Below are 17,351 nucleotides of genomic sequence, written 5' to 3' on the forward strand. Positions count from 1 at the left end.
TCAGAGAACGGCCTTCGATTCGGCCGCGGGCCATTGCTGCATCATCGTGCCGATTTCCTCGTCGAGCCATTCGCGAAACTGCATGTATTCCGGGCGCGATTTCGCGTTGCGATGCGTGATCAGATAGTGATGACGGTCATGGAACACGAGCGCGTCGTCGACGGGACGGACCAGCTTCTTTTGTTCGACCTGACGATGCACGAGATGATGCCAGCCGAGCAACGTCCCTTCGCCTGCTTCGGCCTGCGCGACGAGCAGCCGATAGTCGTTGCTTTCGAAATTGTCGTGCTGATCGAGGCGTTCGGAACCGTCGCCTTGCTGATACCAGTTCTTCCACACGCGCCAGTCGACGTGCTCGCACACTTGCGCGCGACCGAGCAGCGAAAGGCTCAGCGTGGGATGCGCGAGCAGATCGAGCGGCTTGAGCGTGCGCCCACGGAAATAGCGCTCATGAAAAGGCGCGCTGCACACCGGATACACGATGTCGTGAAAGAGCGGTTCGACTTCATACTCCGCCTCGCGCGGCGGATTCTTCGTGATGATGACATCGGGCTGCATGAGCTCGTCGAGCTCCATGAAGTGCTCGGTCACCATCACATGCAGGCGGATGTCCGGAAAGCGCTGGCGAAACGCGGGCAGCCTGAACGAAAGCCAGAGCGCCGAAAAGGTATGAGAGATGCAGAGCGTCAACGCGTGGCGATCGACGCGCCGCACCGCCTGCGCCGCCTCCGCGATGTTCATGATCGAGAGATACGACGCGTTGTAGAGAATGCGGCCCGCGTCGGTCAGCGCGATGTGCCGGCCAGTGCGCTCGAAAAGCGCCACTTCGAGCGTGTCTTCGAGTTCCTTGATCTGCCGGCTTACCGCCGCCTGCGTGACGCACAGCACTTCCGCGGCTTGCGTGAAGCTTTCGTAGCGCGCCGCGGTGACGAAACACCGGAGCGCGCGCAGCGACGGCATCTGGGCGAGTAGCCGGTCCGCGAACTGCTGTTTCTTCTGCATGTGAATCACCTTCGAGGGGCGCGATGATCGCCTGACCTCGTTATCCACGCCCTTTCACGCGGCGCATGATGTTGTCGAGCGCCTCCGCATAATGCGCGTACGTGCCCCGCTCCGACAACTCACGGTTGAACTGCTCGTTGAGGCCGCCGGGCGTGCTCGCGTGCCCGATCATCGCGGAGAAAGGCTCGGTGCCAGAGGTCGCTTCATGTGCAAGCCCCACATGATAGCCCGACAAAAACGAACGGGCCGACGCATACGGCACGCCTTGCGCCACGAGCCACGACGCCTGTTCCTCGAGCAGCGCGAAGAAGGCGGCCATCGTCGCGGTCGCGGCGGACAGGGCATCGAACTGATGCTCGTCGTCGACTTCGACCGCTTCGCCGAGCGGCGCGAACAGCGTCCGTGCGATGTCGTCGTGCGGGCAGATCGCCGTGCTGCCCTTGCCCGCCGCTACGGCGGGCAGCGGCACCGCGCGCACGATTCTCGCCGAACGGCGCACCAAAGCCCGGATCTGATCGAGGGATTTCCCCGCGATAAAGCTGATGACGTGATGCCGCGCATCGAATGTAAGCTCGCTCAAAACGTCCTGTGCGATCTGCGGCACGACCGCAAGACAGACGACGTCCGACGTATCGAGCACGCGCTGATTGCTTTCGCAGACTTCGATACGCGCGTCGAGCGCGGCCAAGCGCGCCGCAGTTTTCGCATTGCGTGGCGACAGCGCCACGCGCTCGAAAGAAACGCCGAAGCGGATCATGCCGGTCACGACCGCCGCCGTGATCGTGCCGGTGCCGATGAAGCCAATGCGCATGTTGCCTCGTCCGATGATCAGTCGAGCTTCAGCCAGGTCGTCTTCAGCTCGCAATATTGGTCGTGCGCGTAGACCGACTTGTCGCGTCCGCCGAAACCGGACTGCTTGAAGCCGCCGAAGGGTGTCGAGAGATCGCCCTCGCCGAAGCAGTTCACGGTCACGGTGCCCGCGCGGATGCGCGCCGCGACTTTATGCGCCTGGTTCACGTTGTCGGTCCATAGCGATGCCGCGAGTCCGTAGCACGTATCGTTCGCGATGCGCACGGCCTCGTCGACGTCAGCATATTCGATAAAGCAGACGACCGGGCCGAAGACCTCGTCGCGCGCGATGCTCATTTCCGGCGTGACGTTGTCGAAGATCGTCGGCTCGACGAACCAGCCGCCCGTTTCAATCAGCGTCGCGTTTCCGCCGCTCGCGACACGCGCACCCTCGGCCTTCGCCTTCTCGATGTGGCCAAGCACCTTGCGATAATGCGCCTCCTCGATGAGCGAGCCGAGCTTGACATCGGGATCGAGCGGATCGCCGGTTTTCCAGCCTTCGAGCACGGCCTGCACCTTTTGCAGCAGTTCGGCCTTCTGGCTCGTGTGAACAAGAATGCGCGAGCCCGCGCTGCAGTTCTCGCCCATGTTCCAGAACGCGGCGGCGACAGCCTGCTCCGCGACGGCATCGAGATTCGCGACGTCGGGCAATACGACTTGCGGATTCTTTCCGCCGCATTCGAGCACGACGCGCTTCAGGTTCGTATCGGCGGAATAGCGCAGGAAGCGCTTGCCCGTTTCGGTCGAGCCCGTGAAGGCGATGAGATCGACATCCGCGTGCGTGCCGAGCGCCTGACCCGCGCTTTCGCCGAAGCCCGTCACGACGCTGAACACGCCGGGCGGCACGCCCGCTTCCAGTGCGAGATCGGCGATGCGCAGCGTCGAGAGCGAGGTCTGCTCCGCAGGCTTCACGATGACGCTGTTGCCCACGGACAGCGCCGGCCCGATCTTCCACGCCAGCATCAGCGCCGGAAAATTCCACGGCAGCACTGCGCCGACGACACCGATCGGCTCACGCGTGATCATGCTCACGACGTTCGGACCGGACGGCGACAGCGCGTCGTAACGCTTGTCCGTCACCTCGGCATGCCAGCGGATGCACGCCGCCGACTCGGGAATGTCGAGCCCCATGCATTCGCTGATCGGCTTGCCGGCTTCGAGCGCTTCGAGGAGCGCGAGCTCTTCGGCGTTTTCATCGATCAGTTGCGCAAGGCGCCGCAGGACCGCCTTTCTCTGCGATGGCGCGGCCTTCGACCACACGCCCGATTCGAACGCCTCACGCGCCGCGACGACCGCGCGGTCGATGTCCTTGGCGTCGCACTTCGCGACCTCCGCGAGCACCTTGCCGGTCGAAGGATTCAGCGTGCCGAACGTTTCATTCGATGCGGCATTGCAGCGTGCTCCCGCGATGAATGCGCGGCCGTCGAGCGACAGGTGTTCCGCCTGACGTTTCCATTCCTGATACGTCGTCATGTCATGTCCTCAGAGATTCAAAGCTCGGCGCCCGCCGAGAATTCCTTCATCCAGATCGCCGCCGATACCGCGACGTCCGCGATCGGCCGCATCGGCAGCGAACGCGGATGCGGCTGTTTCAGCAGTTGATCGATCAGTTCGTTCGATTGCCCGAGCGCGTGTTCGGCGATGAGCTTGCCCGCCGCCGATCCGCGACTCAGGCCGAGCCCGTTGCAGCCGACGGCCTCGTACACGCCGTCGTCGCGTTGCCCGAATAGCGCGCCGTTATTTGCCGAAAGGCACAACGCGCCGCCCCATGTGTATTGCAGCTCGACGTCCGCGAGCATCGGAAAGCGCCGGTCGAACGAGCGTTGATGCAGATGTTTCGCTTTCGCGAGGTCGCCTTCCGACACCGAAAGATTGGGCCGGAACGCGAAATGGTTGCGCACGCAAATACGGTTCGTGGCGAGACGGCGCACGGTGGTGCCCATCGGATCGGCCGGAATGAGCGCCCAGGAATTCGTGCCGCCGAGTTTTGCGATCTCGTCGTCGGTCATGACACGCGACATCGACGCGAACGTATAGACCGGCAGCAAGCCGTTCGGATGGCCGCCAAAGGTGGCTGCATACGCATTGGTGCACAGCACGACGCGCTTCGCCTCGATACTGCCGTTCGCGAAGCTCAGCAGCTTCGTCTGGCCGCGCGTATCCATGCCCTTTACCGCGCTCATTTCGAACACGGTTACGTTCGACGGTTGCGTCGCAGCGAGGCCGCGCATAAGCGCCGCCGGCTGAACCGTGCTGCATCCCGGCGTGAAGAGCGCGCTCTGATAGAAGCGCGTGCCCGTCACGCCGGCGATCGCGGCCTCGTCGAGCCACTCGCATGGCTCGTCGATACGCGCGAGCCCATCCGCGAAATGAGTCAGCGCCGCATGGCCCTTCTTGTTCACCGAGGCGTGATACTTTCCGTCGTCGCGCCAGTCGCAATCGATACCGTTCGCCTTGACCGTGCTGCGCACATAGCCGATGCCATGCCGTTGCAGGCGCACGTCCGCCTTGTCGGCCTCGACACTGCGCGAATAACTCTCGCTGCTGATGTCATGCGGCAAATCGACGAAAAAGCCGGAATTGCGCCCCGCTGTCGAACGCCCGATGCGATCAGCCTCCACGAGCGCGATCGAGGCATCCGGTGCAAGTTCGGCAAGCCGGCGCGCCGCACACAAACCGGTGATACCCCCGCCGACCACGACGAAGTCGAAGCGCGCTTCGCCCGTCACACTTCTGGCGGGCGCGACGGGTGGCAGGCTCTCCCACCAGCCGTTCACGCCGTCAGGCGCGGGAAACCGCATGAAGTCCAGTTTCGAGGCCATTCACGTTACTGAGCGTTGCGCAGCAAGGGTTGAACGATCTTGGCGAAGGCACTGCGCTCTTCGTCGTTGAGCGTGCCGAGCGGCGCACGTGCGTTGCCGACGCGCGTGCCCGCGAGTTCGCATCCGTAACGCACATACTGGATGAATTTCCCGCTGCGCTCGAGCAGTTCGAGCACGGGGAGCAATTGCGCCATCAGCTTGCGGCCAGCATTGAAATCACCGCGCTTCACGCATGCTTCGAGCAACTCGCCATGCGCTTCAGGCAGAAAGTTCGATGCCCCCGCGACCCAGCTTCGCGCGCCCCATGCGAAGAACTCGAGCGCCTGATCGTCCATGCCGCAACTGAGAACGAAGCGCTCGGGCAGATGCGTGGCGAGATGATGCAGATGCGCAATATCGCCCGTGCTCTCCTTCATCGCCGCGAAGTTGGGGCGCGCGAGCAGCTTGTCGAGGACTTCATCGCCGATAGCCGTGCCGGTGCGTGCCGGGAAGTTGTAGAGCATGATCGGCATGTCGAGCGCGTCATCGACCTTCAGCAGATGATCGAGCAACTCTTCCTGCGTCGGCTGCACGTAATACGGCGCTGCGATGAGCAACGCGTCATAGCCCGCGCGTTTCGCCTCCTGTCCGATACGCAGGACTTCTTTCGTCGTGGTCGCGTTGATGCCCGCCGTGAGATACGTCTTTCCGCCGACGGTGGAGGCCACCGTATCGAACGTCTTTACGCGCTCGTCGAAGCTGAGCGCGTAGTACTCGCCGGTAGTGCCGCCGACGCCCATGCCCGATACGCGGCCCACGAGACTGGCGGCGTGCTGACCGAGCATTTCATGATCGATTTCGCCGTCGTCCTTGAACGGGGTGACGAGCGGAGTGTGTACGCCTTCGAAGCTCATGTTTGTCTCTCGATGAATGGAGGGTGTGTGCTCATGCGCGGTGCGCGTCAGGCGTCACTGCGCGAGCCACGCCTTTACCTTGTCCGGATGCGCGTCGACGAACTTCTTCGCGGCGGTTGCGTAATCGTTGGTCGAATTGCCTTCGAACTCGATCGCCTCGACATCCGCGAGCGTCAGCTTGTAGTGTTTGAAGAATACATCCGCGCGTGGAAACTTGGTCGCGAACTGCTTCGATGCGAAGGCGTGAATCTGTTCCTCGCCGCCGAGCGTGCCCTTCGGGTCCTTCAGATAGCGCATCTGCCACTTCTGAAACAGCCAGTGCGGGCTCCATACGGTCGCGACGATCCATTGCTTCGATCCATACGCACGCTGCACCGATGCGAGCATGCCCGCCTCGCTCGACGATTGCAGCTTGTAGCCGGACAGGTCATAAGCCTTGATTGTCCGCTCCGACGCCTGCATGAGACCGCCGCCCGGTTCGATGCCCTGGATCACGCCGTTGAGTTGCTTCTGCACCTCGGGCTTCTTCAGGTCTTCGATCGACGAAAGCTGCGACTCGGGCACATACGCTGGCACCGCCCAGCCGTTCTTGCCGCCCGTGTAAATGATGCCGACATCATCGAGCGTGTCCTTGTAGCGCGCCACATACTGACCGTGCGTCACCGGCAGCCATCCGCCGACCATGATGTCGAGATCGCCGCGCGACACGCCCTGATACTGGATGCCGATATCCGCCTGGACGAACTGCACCGGCTGCTGGAGCTTCGTTTCGAGCACGTACTTCGCGACATTCGCGACCGCGAGCACATCGGCCCAGTTCGTGACGGCGATCTTGATCGGCTCGGCCGAGATCGCCGGGCTCGAGCCGGCCCCGAACGCCACGATGGCCGGCGTCACGATCTTGACGATGAGGGATTTGATGAAGCTGTTTTTCATTTCGGACTCCGTAACTGACAATGCAGTATTAATGTGTAGTCGACGCTGTGATGCTCAGGTCTGAGCGGTGCTTCCGGCCGCGGCGGGCTTGGCCGGCGTGGAGATGACTTTCTTCTTCGACTTCTTCGACTTCACGCCGAAACTCTCCGTCAAACGATCCAGAATGATTGCGAGCAGAACTACGCCGAGCCCGCCTTCGAAGCCGATGCCGATATCGAGCCGCTGAATCCCGCTCAGGACGTATTCGCCGAGGCCGCCCGCGCCGATCATCGAAGCGACCACCACCATCGACAACGCCATCATGATCGTCTGGTTCACGCCCGCCATGATCGAAGGCAATGCATTCGGCAACTGGATCTTCCAAAGCAGTTGCGCATCCGTGCTGCCGAAGGACCGGCCCGCTTCGAGCAGTTCCTCCCGCACCTGGCGAATGCCGAGCGTGGTCAGACGCACGACCGGCGGCATTGCGAACACGATCGTCGCGATCACCGCGGGCACGCGCCCGAGACCGAACAGAATGACCGCGGGAATCAGATAGACGAACGCGGGCATCGTCTGCATGAAATCGAGCAAGGAACGCAGCACGACTTCCACACGTCTGTTGCGTGCGCCCCAGATGCCGAGCGGCACGCCGATCACGAGGCTGAAGAACGTCGCCGCGATGACGAGCGCGAGCGTCGAAACCGTCTGCGCCCAGAGGCCCATGTAATTGATCACGTAGAGCGCCGCGCCGACGAACACCGCGAATACGACACCCCTTCTCCACAGCGCAAGTCCCATGAGAATCACGAGCATCGCGATGAACGGCACCGCGCCCAGGCCATCTTCGAGCAGCTTGATGACCGCGCCGAGCGCGGCCGAGAACGCGTCGAAGCCGCCGCGAAAGTGCGAGAAGAGAAAGTTGACTGCGTCGTCGGCGAACTTTCCAAAGATCGAGGAATTCATGCTGCCCTCCGCTCCATGACCTGCTTGAGAATCGTGCGGCACGACACCACGCCCGCGAGTCTGCCCTGTTCATCGGTGACCGGCACGTCGTGCTCCTGACCGAGCGCGATGGTCGCGAGTTGATGCAAATCGGCTGTCAGCGGGACCGCCGCGACGTCGCGGAGCAAGGCGTCGGCGATGGGCCGTTTGCCGCTCTTGTGCAGCGATGCAGGCGTCACGCAGCCCTGATAGCGCCCCGCCTCGTCGCAGACGTATCCGCACTCGGCGCCGCTGTCGATCAGGCTGTTCAGATAGCGCTCCGACGGCGCGCTCGTGCTGCACGCGATGAGACCGCGTTCGACCTTCGTCATCAGACTCGATGCTTCGAGGAAGCGCGATACATCGACATTGCGGAAGAAGTCGCGCACGTAATCGTCGGCGGGCGACTGGATGAGCTCGGCCGGCGTGCCAACCTGAATCAGGCGGCCGTCCTTCATGATGCCGATGCGCCCGCCGATCTTCACCGCTTCTTCGATATCGTGCGAGATGAAGACAATCGTGCGCTGTTCTTCCTTTTGCAAGCGCAGCAGTTCGTTCTGCATTTCGAAGCGGATGAGCGGATCGAGCGCAGAGAATGCCTCGTCCATCAACAGTACCGAAGGGTTCACCGCGAGCGCGCGAGCAAGGCCGACGCGCTGCTGCATGCCGCCGGACAGTTCGCTCGGCAACAGCTTTTCGTAGGAAGCGAGGCCGACGCGCGTCAGTGCCGCGCGTGCGATGTCATAACGATCCGCCTTCTTCCTGCCCGCGACTTCGAGGCCGTAGGCAATGTTGTCGATGACGGAGCGATTCGGCAGCAGCGCGAAAGACTGGAACACCATCGCCATTTTTTCGCGGCGCACGGCGCGCAGTTCGGGCGTGCTCATCGGCGCGATGTCGCGGCCTTCGAGGATCACTTGTCCCGACGTCGGCTCGATCAGGCGGTTGAGCAGACGCACGAGCGTCGACTTGCCCGAGCCCGACAAGCCCATGATGACAAAGATCTCGCCCGCGTTGACGGCGAGGCTGACATCATCGACGGCGACCATGTTGCCTGTTTGCGCGAAGATTTCGTTGCGGCCGAGGCCTTGCTTCAACAGCGCCTGAGCGCGCTCCGGCTTCGCGCCGAAGATCTTCGAAAGATTCTTGACCGTGAGGATCTCGGTCTGGGATGCCGCAACCGTTCGGGCCGGCGAAGCGATTCCCGGCTGCGAGGAAATCGGATTCGTGACGTCGTTCGGTGCGAGCGTCAGGTTGGGAATCATCGGGTCATTCCACCTAGCAAGTTCGAAAAAGGGATATGTCGCTGCCGGAACTTCCCGGCGTTCTTTGCGTTGAATGAAGCGTACATGGCCAATTTCGATCACCCACCGACATTTTGTGAGCACTTTCCGATACTTCTGGTAATGCATCGGCGCATCGCACAAGGTGCCCGAGAATGGTGCAGCGTTGCGCGAATATCGCAGCGCCATGGCGGACGCGGCTTTGCGGGCGAAAGCCCTACGCGTGGACGATGAGCGCCACGCGGCCGTTCGCAAAAGACGCTAGGGAATGTCCCTAGCCTGGGTCGTCTGGATAACTTTTTCTGCTGGTAAAGGCGATAACGCCGCGCATCGGGCGCGGCGTCGAAGGAGAAAGTCAGCAAGCGAATTACCCGAAGGTAAAGCTATACGCCTGCGCACCCGGGTCGAGAAACTCGATTTCGAAAGTGCGATCAACGATCGGACCCGTCTGACGCACGAGCTGATAAAGACGCGCGCTCGTCACGACGCCGCTGCCATCGGCGGCGATGTCCGCGCCATGCGATGCGCCCGGCGCCGCACCATCGATCGTCACGCGAAATCGGACTGGCTTGCCATCCGGCGACGGTCCGAGCACGAGATGCAGATCGCGCGCATGAAAGCGATACGCGATGCGCGCGTGCGGCGCGGCCGGCGCCGCAGCCTCTTCTCCCACGTTCCACTGTCCTTCGAGCGCCCAGTCGTTAAGCGATAGTCGCGCGGGCAGCGTGTAGGTCTCGATGCCATCGGGCATCACGCGTTGCGGCGATGCGAAGCCTTGCGCCTGTTTGTAGCCCACATAGGTCTCGCCTGAGCCGATGTTCGCCGGATCGGCCGCGGCCTGCGCCCCGTTGGCCTGCACGGTGTGTACATCGCGCACGTTCATCGTCGCGCCGCTATCGGCGAGCAACTCGCGAATCGCGTTCTCGGCCTCGCGGTATCCGCCTTCGCCGAAATGATGAAAGCGCACGCGCCCTTGCGCATCGACGATATAGAACGCCGGCCAGTACTGATTGCCGAACGCGCGCCAGATGGCGTAATCGTTGTCGATAGCAACCGGGTACGTGATGTTCAGGTTCGCGAGCGCGCGCTTCACGTTGCCGGTGTCGCGCTCGAAGCCGAACTCGGGCGTATGCACGCCGACGACGACGAGCCCGTCATCGCCATAACGTTGCGCCCACGTCTTGAGATACGGCAAGGTGCGCAGGCAGTTGATGCACGAGTACGTCCAGAAGTTGACCACGACGACCTTGCCGCGCAATGCGTCGGTGGAAAGCGGCTTGGCGTTGAGCCAGGTCGTCGCGCCGTCGAGCGATGGCAGTCTGCCCTGAACCGGCAGCGCGGCCGGCATCGATACGCGCATGACGCGCGCACCTTGCTGTGCATCGCGCGAAGTCTGCTTCGCCTTCAGCATGCCGACGAGCTTGCTCTCGATGCCGGTCGTCGGCGCGCCGGGGATATGCGCGAGCAAGCGCGTGTCGAAGCCCGTTGCTATCGCGGCCACGGTCAATACGACGAGCGCGCCCATTGCACGCCGCAGATGCTCGCCCACGCCGAGCGAGCGCTTGACGACATCCAGCGCGCGCTTGCCGAGGCTCGACGCGATCGCAAGCGAACTGGCCGCGCCGACGCCATAGGCAACGAGTGCCGCAGCCGTGTGCCAGCTCGCGCCATGCAAGGCGGCGCCCGTGAGGATCACGCCGAGAATCGGCCCTGCGCACGGCGCCCACAGCAGCCCGGTCGCCGCGCCGAGCAGCATGGACGACGCGACACGGCGCGTCGTCCCCTGGGTTTGCGAACGCGCGACGAGGCGATCCGCAAGCGCCGACAACGGACGCGTGAGCCGCGCGGCAATCGACGGAAACAGGAGCGCTGCGCCGAACAGCGCGAGCGTCGCGAGCGCGATCCAGCGGCCGTACTGATTCAGTTGCGCGGCGCCCGCGAGACCCGCGACGCCGAGGCCGGTCACGAGCGCGAACGTGCCCGCGAGTCCGATGAGAAGCGGCAGGCGGTCGGTGATGAAGGGCCTGTCCGAACGCGCGAATACGAACGGAACGACCGGCAGAATGCATGGGCTCAATACGGTGAACACGCCGCCGAGCAATGCGATGACGATGAGTGACATGAGATCGGTGTTCCGTGAAAAGCGGTTGGACGGACCGGCATCGAACGCCGGGAATACGGCACAACAAGCATGTGTCGTATTCCAGCGCCTTCATGTATCGCGGGAATGTCAGAAACGGCGCGCCGTGCAACGCCGTGTATCGGCCGCGCCGCCGGATACATGGCGATACAAACGGGACACGCGCCCGATACATCGGCGCGCTTCAATACGCTTTAACGCATCACCGAAAAGGAGAACCGTCATGTTCGCTCGACTCAAGATCGCCGCCGTCGCCACCGCGATGGTCGCAGCGCTCGGCGCCGTCGCGGCGCTCGCCGCTTTCTCATCGACCGGCTCCGCGGCCGGCATGAAAACGACGCAGCAGACCGGCGCGCAGGCGCCCGACTTCACCGGCATCGATAACTGGTTCAACAGCGCGCCGCTCGATCTCGCGCAGTTGCGCGGCAAAGTCGTGCTCGTCGATTTCTGGACTTTCGATTGCATCAACTGCGCACATACGCTGCCGCACGTGAAGGACTGGTACGCGCGCTATCGGGACAAAGGACTCGTCGTGGTCGGCGTGCATACGCCCGAGTATTCCTTCGAGCGCGATGCCGGCAACCTCAGGAAAGCGATCGCCAAATATGGAATCGAATATCCCGTCGCGCAGGACAATCGATACGCAACCTGGAATGCGTATGACAACCAGTACTGGCCCGCGCTCTATCTGATCGATCAGAACGGCAAGATCGTGTACACGCACTTCGGGGAAGGGCGCTATGCGCAGACCGAAGAAACGATTCGCAAGCTGCTCGGCTTGAGCTAAAAAAAACGCGCCAGCAAAGGCGCGTTTTTTCATTCGATTGCGCGCGAACGCTCAACCCTGTCGCGCAACGACGCCCTCTGCATCGGTATCGCGCGTCGAGCCTTTCGCCGGGCGCCCTGCCCAATAGCCCGCGAGCATCGATCCCGACAGGTTGTGCCACACCGAGAACAGCGCGCCGGGCAACGCTGCAATCGGCGTGAAATACAGCTTGCCGAGCGTCGCCGCGAGCCCCGAGTTCTGCATGCCGACTTCGATTGCAAGCGTGCGGCAGACGGCTTCGTCGAAGCCGAGCAGGCGGCCGCCCCAGTAGCCGCCCAGTAAGCCGATGCCGTTGTGCAGCACCACGCCCACCGCGACGACCATGCCCACCGACGCGATGCTCTTCTGCGTGCCGCCGACGACCGCCGCGATGATCAGCAGAATCGACACCATCGACACGAGCGGCAGCGCCCATTCGATCTTGCGCACGAGCTTGCCGAACAGATGATTCACGACGAGGCCGATGACGATCGGCAACGCGACGATCTGCACGATGCTCATCAGCATCCCGTACACGTCGACGGAAATCGATGCATCGACATAAAAACGCGTGAGCAGCGGGGTCGCGAACACGCCGACGAGGGTCGACAGCGCGCTGATCGTGACAGACAGCGCCACATCGCCACGCGCGAGATAGATCATCACGTTCGAAGCCGTACCGCTCGCGACGCTGCCGACGAGCACCATGCCCGCCGTCAGATCGGGCGGCATGCGCAGCGCCTTCGCAATCGCCCACGCGGCGAGCGGCATCACGAGATAATGCAGGACGATGCCCGCGATGACCGGCGCGGGCCGCGTGAATACGCGCCTGAAATCGTCGATGGAGAGCGTGACGCCCATCGACAGCATGATGATCGTCAGAAGCATCGTGACGTGCGGCGCGATGCCCGTCACTGACGAAGGCGCGCTGTAGGCGGCGATGGAAACGAGCACGGCCCAGAGCGGAAAAAGGCGGGTGATGCGGGCAAGCATGAAAACAATCCTCGAAGGTCGTTGCGTATCGTGTGTGGTTCAGCGAAAGCGGCGGTTCGCGGGATGACCGGACGGGCGCAGACGGACGAATGTTTGCCTTCGTGGGGCGGACGCGGCCCGCGACACCGCACACGCACGGGTCACATGCGATTGCGGCCGAACGGCGGGCAGGCGCCGCATTTTACCCGGCGTGCGGCCGTGTTTCAGGGACCGCTTAACTCACGCGATGCAATCGCCCGGCTCTTTCGACTCATTCGCATCTAATTCTTCGGCGGCATCATGCGCATCAAACAACTGGTCTGAAGGAGATGAACATGACACCGATCGCCATCATTCAAGGCACGCCGACATGGGTCTGGGTGCTGCTCGCGTTTCTGCTGTATCGCGGCATCAAGGCAATGCAGGCCAGCACTACGCCGCTTTCGAAGCTCGCGATCATCCCGCTGGTTTTTGCGGGCATGGGTATCGCGCATCTGATTTCGTCGCCGCTCACGGGCGTGGCCGCCGTCGCCGCGTGGATCCTCGCGCTTGCCGCGGGCGTCATCGCTGGCGTGTTCAACGCGAGCCGGAGCCGCTTCATTGTCGATCCGATCGCTCGCACCGTGATGCTGCCGGGGTCGATCGTGCCCTTGCTGCTGATCGCCACTACGTTTATCGCGAAGTTCTGGCTCGGCTTCGAGATGGCGACCGCGACGAATCTCTCCGCGCTCGCGACGTATGGGGTCATCGATGCCGCCGTGTCGGGTGTCGTCGCGGGCATGTTCGCCGGACGCTTCTTCACGTACTGGAAAACGATGCACGCTCTGGGCGCGTCGTGGGCCTGATCGATGCTGGCTCGCCGAACGTGGAACGCACGAGGTCCGCAGCATGAGCGTCAAATGCAGCCTCCAAGGAAATGCCGTCACACTTGTTACTCCCGGCCATTCGCTTTCGAGTTCAGACTGATTTCACGGACAACAACTCAAGAGGTTGCACAAGCCATGACTACATCAGACGAAAAAGGAACAGCGGGCGCACGCACTGAAATGCGTACGCCACCCGTCGTGTCGGAGCAAGCGTGGGAAGCGGCGCGACAGCAGTTGCTCGTGAAGGAAAAAGCTCACACGCGCGCCCGCGATGCGCTCGCTGCCGAGCGGCGCCGCATGCCGTGGATGGCCGTGAAAACGGACTATATGTTCGAGGGCCCCGACGGCAAAATCGGCTTTGTCGATCTGTTCGACGGACGGCGTCAGTTGATTGTGTATCGCGCGTTTTATGAGCCCGGCGTGTTCGGCTGGCCCGAGCATGCGTGCCGTGGCTGCTCGCTCGTCGCCGATCAGGTCGCTCATCTTGCGCATCTGAATGCACGCGATACGACATTGGTATTCGTATCGCGTGCGCCGCAAGAGGACATCGCTCGGCTGAAGCAACGCATGGGCTGGAACATTCCGTGGTTCACGCTGACGGATCGTTTCGATGCCGATTTCGGGGTCGACGAATGGCACGGCACGAACGTGTTTTTCCGTGATGGAGATAACGTATTCCGCACGTATTTCCTCAACAATCGCGGCGACGAGCAGATGGGCAATACGTGGAACTATCTCGACATCACGCCGCTTGGACGTCAGGAGCTGTGGGAAGACTCGCCTGAAGGCTATCCGCAGACACCGACCTACAAGTGGTGGAACTGGCACGATAGCTATATCGACGATGCGCCGCCCGACAAGAAATGGGTCGAGGTATCCGACGCGGGCGAAGCGGCATTTCGCGCCGAGAGCGCTAAAAACAAGGGGTGAAATCAGTCACGGTTCGATCGCGCCCACGAACGTCAGCCATTCGCCGACGATCGCCTCGGGCGCGTCTTCCTGCATCAGATGTCCTGATCCGGGCACACGCGTGAAGCGCGCCTTTGGAATCAGCGATGCGAGTTCGATACCGCGCTCGACCGGTATCCATGCGTCTTCTTCGCCCCAAAGAATCGACACGGGACACGTCAATTCACGGTAGCGCGATTGCACTTCATCCGTGTAACGCTGATCCATCTGCGCGATCTGCCGATAGAACGCGGCCTGCCCCTTCTCGCCCGTCCACGGCTGCGTATAAACGCACAACGTCTCTTCGGATAACTTTCGATGCGCCGCGCCTTGCAGATACGCATCGAGCATCGCTTGATGCATGTACGGCGGCACGCCTGCGAACGCGGCTTCATGTTGCCGCACATGAGCCACGAAAGGCGATCCCCAGGGCGCGACGGCAACGGGATCGACGAGCATCAACGAGCGATACGCGCAACCGTTCAGCAACGCTGCCCTGAGCGATGTCGCACCGCCAAAGTCGTGCGCGAGCACATCGGGTAATGCGCCATTCCAGTCGGCGCTCCAGTACCCGATGAGCGCCGCGAGCACGCGATTCTGCACGCCGAGCGAAACGTCCTGTCCATCGCGCATTTCCGAAGCGCCGTAACCGAGCAGATCGAAGTAATGCACGCGGCGCGAACGGGCCGCAATCGGCGCGATACGCCGCCATACCTGGGATGAAAACGGCGTCCCATGCACGAGCACGAGCGGCGCACCCTCGCCGATCACGCCGTAGTGCACAGCCTGCCCTTCGAAGTCGAACACATGATCGACCGGCAGGCGATCTTTCGTTTCGCTCATGACGCTGTCTCGCTCAACGCAGGTTCGTGCGCGCGAGTTCGACGATTTCATCGCCGCGCCCGCTCAGAATCGCTCGCAACATGTAGAGGCTGAAGCCTTTTGCCTGCGACAACTCGATGGTCGGCGGCATTGCGAGTTCGTGCTTCGACGTGACGACATCGACGACCGCCGGTCCCTTGTGCGCGAACGCTTCCCGCAACGCGTTTTCGAGTTGCTCCGACTCTTCCACGCGTACCGACCAGATGCCCGCGCCCTTCGCGATCTGCGAGAAATCGGTCTTGCTCAGATCGACGTTGGTGTCGAGATAGCCGCCCGCCTTCAACTCCATCGACACGAAGCCGAGCAGACTGTTGTTGAACACGACGACCTTGATCGGCAACTCGAGCTGCACGGCGGAGAGCAGATCGCCCAGCAACATCGACAAGCCGCCGTCGCCCGATAGCGACACGACTTGCCGTTGCGGTTGCGCGGCCTGCGCGCCGAGCGCCTGCGGCATCGCGTTGGCCATCGAGCCGTGATTGAACGAGCCGTGCAACTGGCGCTTGCCGTTCATCGTCAGATAGCGCGCGGCCCATAGCGTCGGCGTGCCGACATCGACGGTGAAGATCGCATCCTCGGCGGCGATTTCATCGACGAGCTTCGTGAGGTATTGCGGATGGATCGGACGTCCCGGCGCGGACGGCGTCGCGAGATCGTCGAGGTCCTTGCGCGCGGTGGCATAGTGCCTGAGCGCGTTCTCAAGAAAACGCCGCTCGTCCTTGCGCTTAAGCTTGGGCAAAAGTGCCGCGAGCGTTTCCTTGATGGTGCCGACGAGCCCCATTTCCAGCGGCGCGCGGCGTCCCAGTTGCGAGCCGCGCCAGTCGATCTGCACGATCTTCGCCTGCGGGGGATAGAACGGGCGATACGGAAAATCGCAACCGAGCAGGAGCAGCGTGTCGCAGGACATCATCGCGTGATAGCCCGAGCTGAAGCCGATGAGCCCGGTCATGCCGACATCGAATGGATTGTCGTACTCGATGAACTGCTTGCCGCGCAGCGCATGCACAATGGGCGCGCCGAGCGTGTCGGCAAGCGCGATGACTTCGTCATGCGAGCCGGCGACGCCGCTGCCGCACATGATCGTCACCGCTTCGCAGCCGTTCAGAAGGTCGGCGAGTCTGCCGAGGTCCGCATCGGCCGGCACGATCGCGCCCGGGGCGCTCGCGGTCCAGCGCGGCTCGACACCCGGGCCGTCGCTCAATGCAACATCGCCCGGCAGCACGATGACCGCGACGCCGCGCTGATCGAGCGCCGCGCGCATCGCGCGTTCGAGCACGCGTGGAAACTGCGATGCATTGGACACCAGTTCCACGAAGTGACTGCATTCCTTGAACAAGTCCTGCGGATGCGTTTCCTGAAAGTAGTTCAGGCCGATTTCGGTCGACGGAATATGCGCGGCGATGGCGAGCACGGGTTGATGATTGCGATGGCAGTCGTAGAGCCCGTTGATGAGATGCAGATTGCCCGGTCCGCAACTCCCGGCGCATACGGCGAGCTTGCCCGTAGCGGCTGCATCCGCGCCCGCTGCGAAAGCGGCCGCTTCTTCATGACGCGTATGCATCCAGCGGATCGAGCCCACGCGATCGAGGCTGAATGCAAGTCCGTTCAGGCTGTCGCCCGTGACGCCCCAGATGCGTTCCACGCCCGCTGCCGCAAGCGTCTTCGCGAGATAGTCCGCTACCGTGTTCCTGGCCATGATGGTTCCTGTGACGAAGAGAGGGAGTCCAATGAGTGGCGGATCGCGGGCAGAGCGGCGCCGCGCATCCGCTATGGCTCAATGCATGCTGGATTCAAAACGCAAAGCGAGTGTACGCCGGGTTACTGTGGATTGTCTTGAACGGGGGGCGAGGCCGCATGGCGCGGCTGTGACATGGCTTACCCAGGCTTTCCGGTACGGCAATACCGGCATTTCGAATGCATTATTCGCCGGTGAATTTCGTATGCGGAATGCAAATAGAAACGGGGCCCAGTCGCGATCTACGTCGAATCT

At 62.6% G+C, this 17,351-nt stretch carries 15 protein-coding genes; 3 read left to right on the plus strand and 12 right to left on the minus strand.

Annotation, left to right across the window (positions count from 1 at the left end; genetic code table 11):
* The 9 genes from NCR38_RS23100 to NCR38_RS23140 form a co-directional block, all read right to left on the minus strand.
* The gene (locus NCR38_RS23100; protein ID WP_061117061.1) at positions 1-1,002 is read right to left on the minus strand and encodes a LysR family transcriptional regulator; all 1,002 of its coding nucleotides are present in this window, start codon (positions 1,000-1,002) and stop codon (positions 1-3) included.
* A gap of 40 nt (positions 1,003-1,042) precedes the next feature.
* Positions 1,043-1,813 carry a pyrroline-5-carboxylate reductase gene (locus tag NCR38_RS23105; RefSeq protein ID WP_061117062.1) on the minus strand — a complete coding sequence of 257 codons (771 nt, stop codon included), beginning with the start codon at positions 1,811-1,813 and terminating at the stop codon, positions 1,043-1,045.
* A 17-nt stretch (positions 1,814-1,830) separates the two neighbouring features.
* Positions 1,831-3,324 (minus strand): aldehyde dehydrogenase, encoded by a 1,494-nt coding sequence (locus NCR38_RS23110; RefSeq protein WP_061117063.1) that lies wholly within the window; start codon positions 3,322-3,324, stop codon positions 1,831-1,833.
* Between the two features lie 17 nt (positions 3,325-3,341).
* The gene (locus tag NCR38_RS23115; protein WP_061117064.1) at positions 3,342-4,673 is read right to left on the minus strand and encodes an FAD-binding oxidoreductase; all 1,332 of its coding nucleotides are present in this window, start codon (positions 4,671-4,673) and stop codon (positions 3,342-3,344) included.
* A 5-nt stretch (positions 4,674-4,678) separates the two neighbouring features.
* A complete protein-coding gene (locus tag NCR38_RS23120) occupies positions 4,679-5,566 on the minus strand; it encodes a dihydrodipicolinate synthase family protein (protein WP_061117065.1) in 888 nt (295 codons plus the stop codon).
* 54 nt (positions 5,567-5,620) lie between these two features.
* Positions 5,621-6,502 carry a glycine betaine ABC transporter substrate-binding protein gene (locus NCR38_RS23125; protein ID WP_061117066.1) on the minus strand — a complete coding sequence of 294 codons (882 nt, stop codon included), beginning with the start codon at positions 6,500-6,502 and terminating at the stop codon, positions 5,621-5,623.
* 54 nt (positions 6,503-6,556) lie between these two features.
* Positions 6,557-7,447 carry a proline/glycine betaine ABC transporter permease gene (locus NCR38_RS23130; protein ID WP_061117067.1) on the minus strand — a complete coding sequence of 297 codons (891 nt, stop codon included), beginning with the start codon at positions 7,445-7,447 and terminating at the stop codon, positions 6,557-6,559.
* Positions 7,444-8,730, minus strand: coding sequence for a glycine betaine/L-proline ABC transporter ATP-binding protein (locus NCR38_RS23135; RefSeq protein WP_061117267.1), 1,287 nt, complete (start codon positions 8,728-8,730; stop codon positions 7,444-7,446). The genes NCR38_RS23130 and NCR38_RS23135 overlap by 4 nt, the downstream gene beginning before the upstream one ends.
* A 385-nt stretch (positions 8,731-9,115) precedes the next feature.
* The gene (locus NCR38_RS23140; protein ID WP_061117068.1) at positions 9,116-10,870 is read right to left on the minus strand and encodes a cytochrome c biogenesis protein DipZ; all 1,755 of its coding nucleotides are present in this window, start codon (positions 10,868-10,870) and stop codon (positions 9,116-9,118) included.
* Positions 10,871-11,111: 241 nt separating this feature from the next.
* On the opposite strand from NCR38_RS23140, the gene NCR38_RS23145 reads away from it, so the two are divergent.
* Positions 11,112-11,675 (plus strand): thioredoxin family protein, encoded by a 564-nt coding sequence (locus tag NCR38_RS23145; RefSeq protein WP_061117069.1) that lies wholly within the window; start codon positions 11,112-11,114, stop codon positions 11,673-11,675.
* 51 nt (positions 11,676-11,726) lie between these two features.
* Here NCR38_RS23145 and NCR38_RS23150 read toward each other — a convergent pair whose 3' ends face one another.
* Positions 11,727-12,686: a bile acid:sodium symporter family protein gene (locus tag NCR38_RS23150; protein ID WP_061117070.1), complete on the minus strand. Its 960-nt coding sequence runs from the start codon at positions 12,684-12,686 to the stop codon at positions 11,727-11,729.
* 314 nt (positions 12,687-13,000) lie between these two features.
* Here NCR38_RS23150 and NCR38_RS23155 point away from each other — a divergent pair, with 314 nt between their 5' ends.
* Together NCR38_RS23155 and NCR38_RS23160 are read left to right on the plus strand one after the other, a co-directional pair.
* Positions 13,001-13,510, plus strand: coding sequence for a DUF6622 family protein (locus NCR38_RS23155; protein ID WP_061117268.1), 510 nt, complete (start codon positions 13,001-13,003; stop codon positions 13,508-13,510).
* 156 nt (positions 13,511-13,666) lie between these two features.
* On the plus strand, positions 13,667-14,461 hold the full coding sequence (locus NCR38_RS23160; protein ID WP_061117071.1) for a DUF899 domain-containing protein: 795 nt from the start codon (positions 13,667-13,669) through the stop codon (positions 14,459-14,461).
* Positions 14,462-14,467: 6 nt separating this feature from the next.
* Here the strand turns inward: NCR38_RS23160 and NCR38_RS23165 are convergent, their stop codons facing one another.
* Together NCR38_RS23165 and poxB are read right to left on the minus strand one after the other, a co-directional pair.
* Positions 14,468-15,322 carry an alpha/beta fold hydrolase gene (locus NCR38_RS23165; protein ID WP_061117072.1) on the minus strand — a complete coding sequence of 285 codons (855 nt, stop codon included), beginning with the start codon at positions 15,320-15,322 and terminating at the stop codon, positions 14,468-14,470.
* Positions 15,323-15,335: 13 nt separating this feature from the next.
* Entirely contained in the window at positions 15,336-17,057 is a 1,722-nt protein-coding gene (gene poxB / locus NCR38_RS23170) for a ubiquinone-dependent pyruvate dehydrogenase (RefSeq protein WP_061117073.1), read from the minus strand.
* Positions 17,058-17,351: the final 294 nt, after the last annotated feature.

It is taken from the genome of Caballeronia sp. INML1, from assembly GCF_023631085.1.
Lineage (GTDB): Bacteria > Pseudomonadota > Gammaproteobacteria > Burkholderiales > Burkholderiaceae > Caballeronia > Caballeronia turbans.

Coding starts and splice junctions, on each gene's coding strand:
- NCR38_RS23100 (WP_061117061.1), bottom strand. CDS start 1,002: ATGCAGAAGAAACAGCAGTTCGCGGACCGGCTACTCGCCCAGATGCCG.
- NCR38_RS23105 (WP_061117062.1), bottom strand. CDS start 1,813: ATGCGCATTGGCTTCATCGGCACCGGCACGATCACGGCGGCGGTCGTG.
- NCR38_RS23110 (WP_061117063.1), bottom strand. CDS start 3,324: ATGACGACGTATCAGGAATGGAAACGTCAGGCGGAACACCTGTCGCTC.
- NCR38_RS23115 (WP_061117064.1), bottom strand. CDS start 4,673: ATGGCCTCGAAACTGGACTTCATGCGGTTTCCCGCGCCTGACGGCGTG.
- NCR38_RS23120 (WP_061117065.1), bottom strand. CDS start 5,566: ATGAGCTTCGAAGGCGTACACACTCCGCTCGTCACCCCGTTCAAGGAC.
- NCR38_RS23125 (WP_061117066.1), bottom strand. CDS start 6,502: ATGAAAAACAGCTTCATCAAATCCCTCATCGTCAAGATCGTGACGCCG.
- NCR38_RS23130 (WP_061117067.1), bottom strand. CDS start 7,447: ATGAATTCCTCGATCTTTGGAAAGTTCGCCGACGACGCAGTCAACTTT.
- NCR38_RS23135 (WP_061117267.1), bottom strand. CDS start 8,730: ATGATTCCCAACCTGACGCTCGCACCGAACGACGTCACGAATCCGATT.
- NCR38_RS23140 (WP_061117068.1), bottom strand. CDS start 10,870: ATGTCACTCATCGTCATCGCATTGCTCGGCGGCGTGTTCACCGTATTG.
- NCR38_RS23145 (WP_061117069.1), top strand. CDS start 11,112: ATGTTCGCTCGACTCAAGATCGCCGCCGTCGCCACCGCGATGGTCGCA.
- NCR38_RS23150 (WP_061117070.1), bottom strand. CDS start 12,686: ATGCTTGCCCGCATCACCCGCCTTTTTCCGCTCTGGGCCGTGCTCGTT.
- NCR38_RS23155 (WP_061117268.1), top strand. CDS start 13,001: ATGACACCGATCGCCATCATTCAAGGCACGCCGACATGGGTCTGGGTG.
- NCR38_RS23160 (WP_061117071.1), top strand. CDS start 13,667: ATGACTACATCAGACGAAAAAGGAACAGCGGGCGCACGCACTGAAATG.
- NCR38_RS23165 (WP_061117072.1), bottom strand. CDS start 15,322: ATGAGCGAAACGAAAGATCGCCTGCCGGTCGATCATGTGTTCGACTTC.
- poxB (WP_061117073.1), bottom strand. CDS start 17,057: ATGGCCAGGAACACGGTAGCGGACTATCTCGCGAAGACGCTTGCGGCA.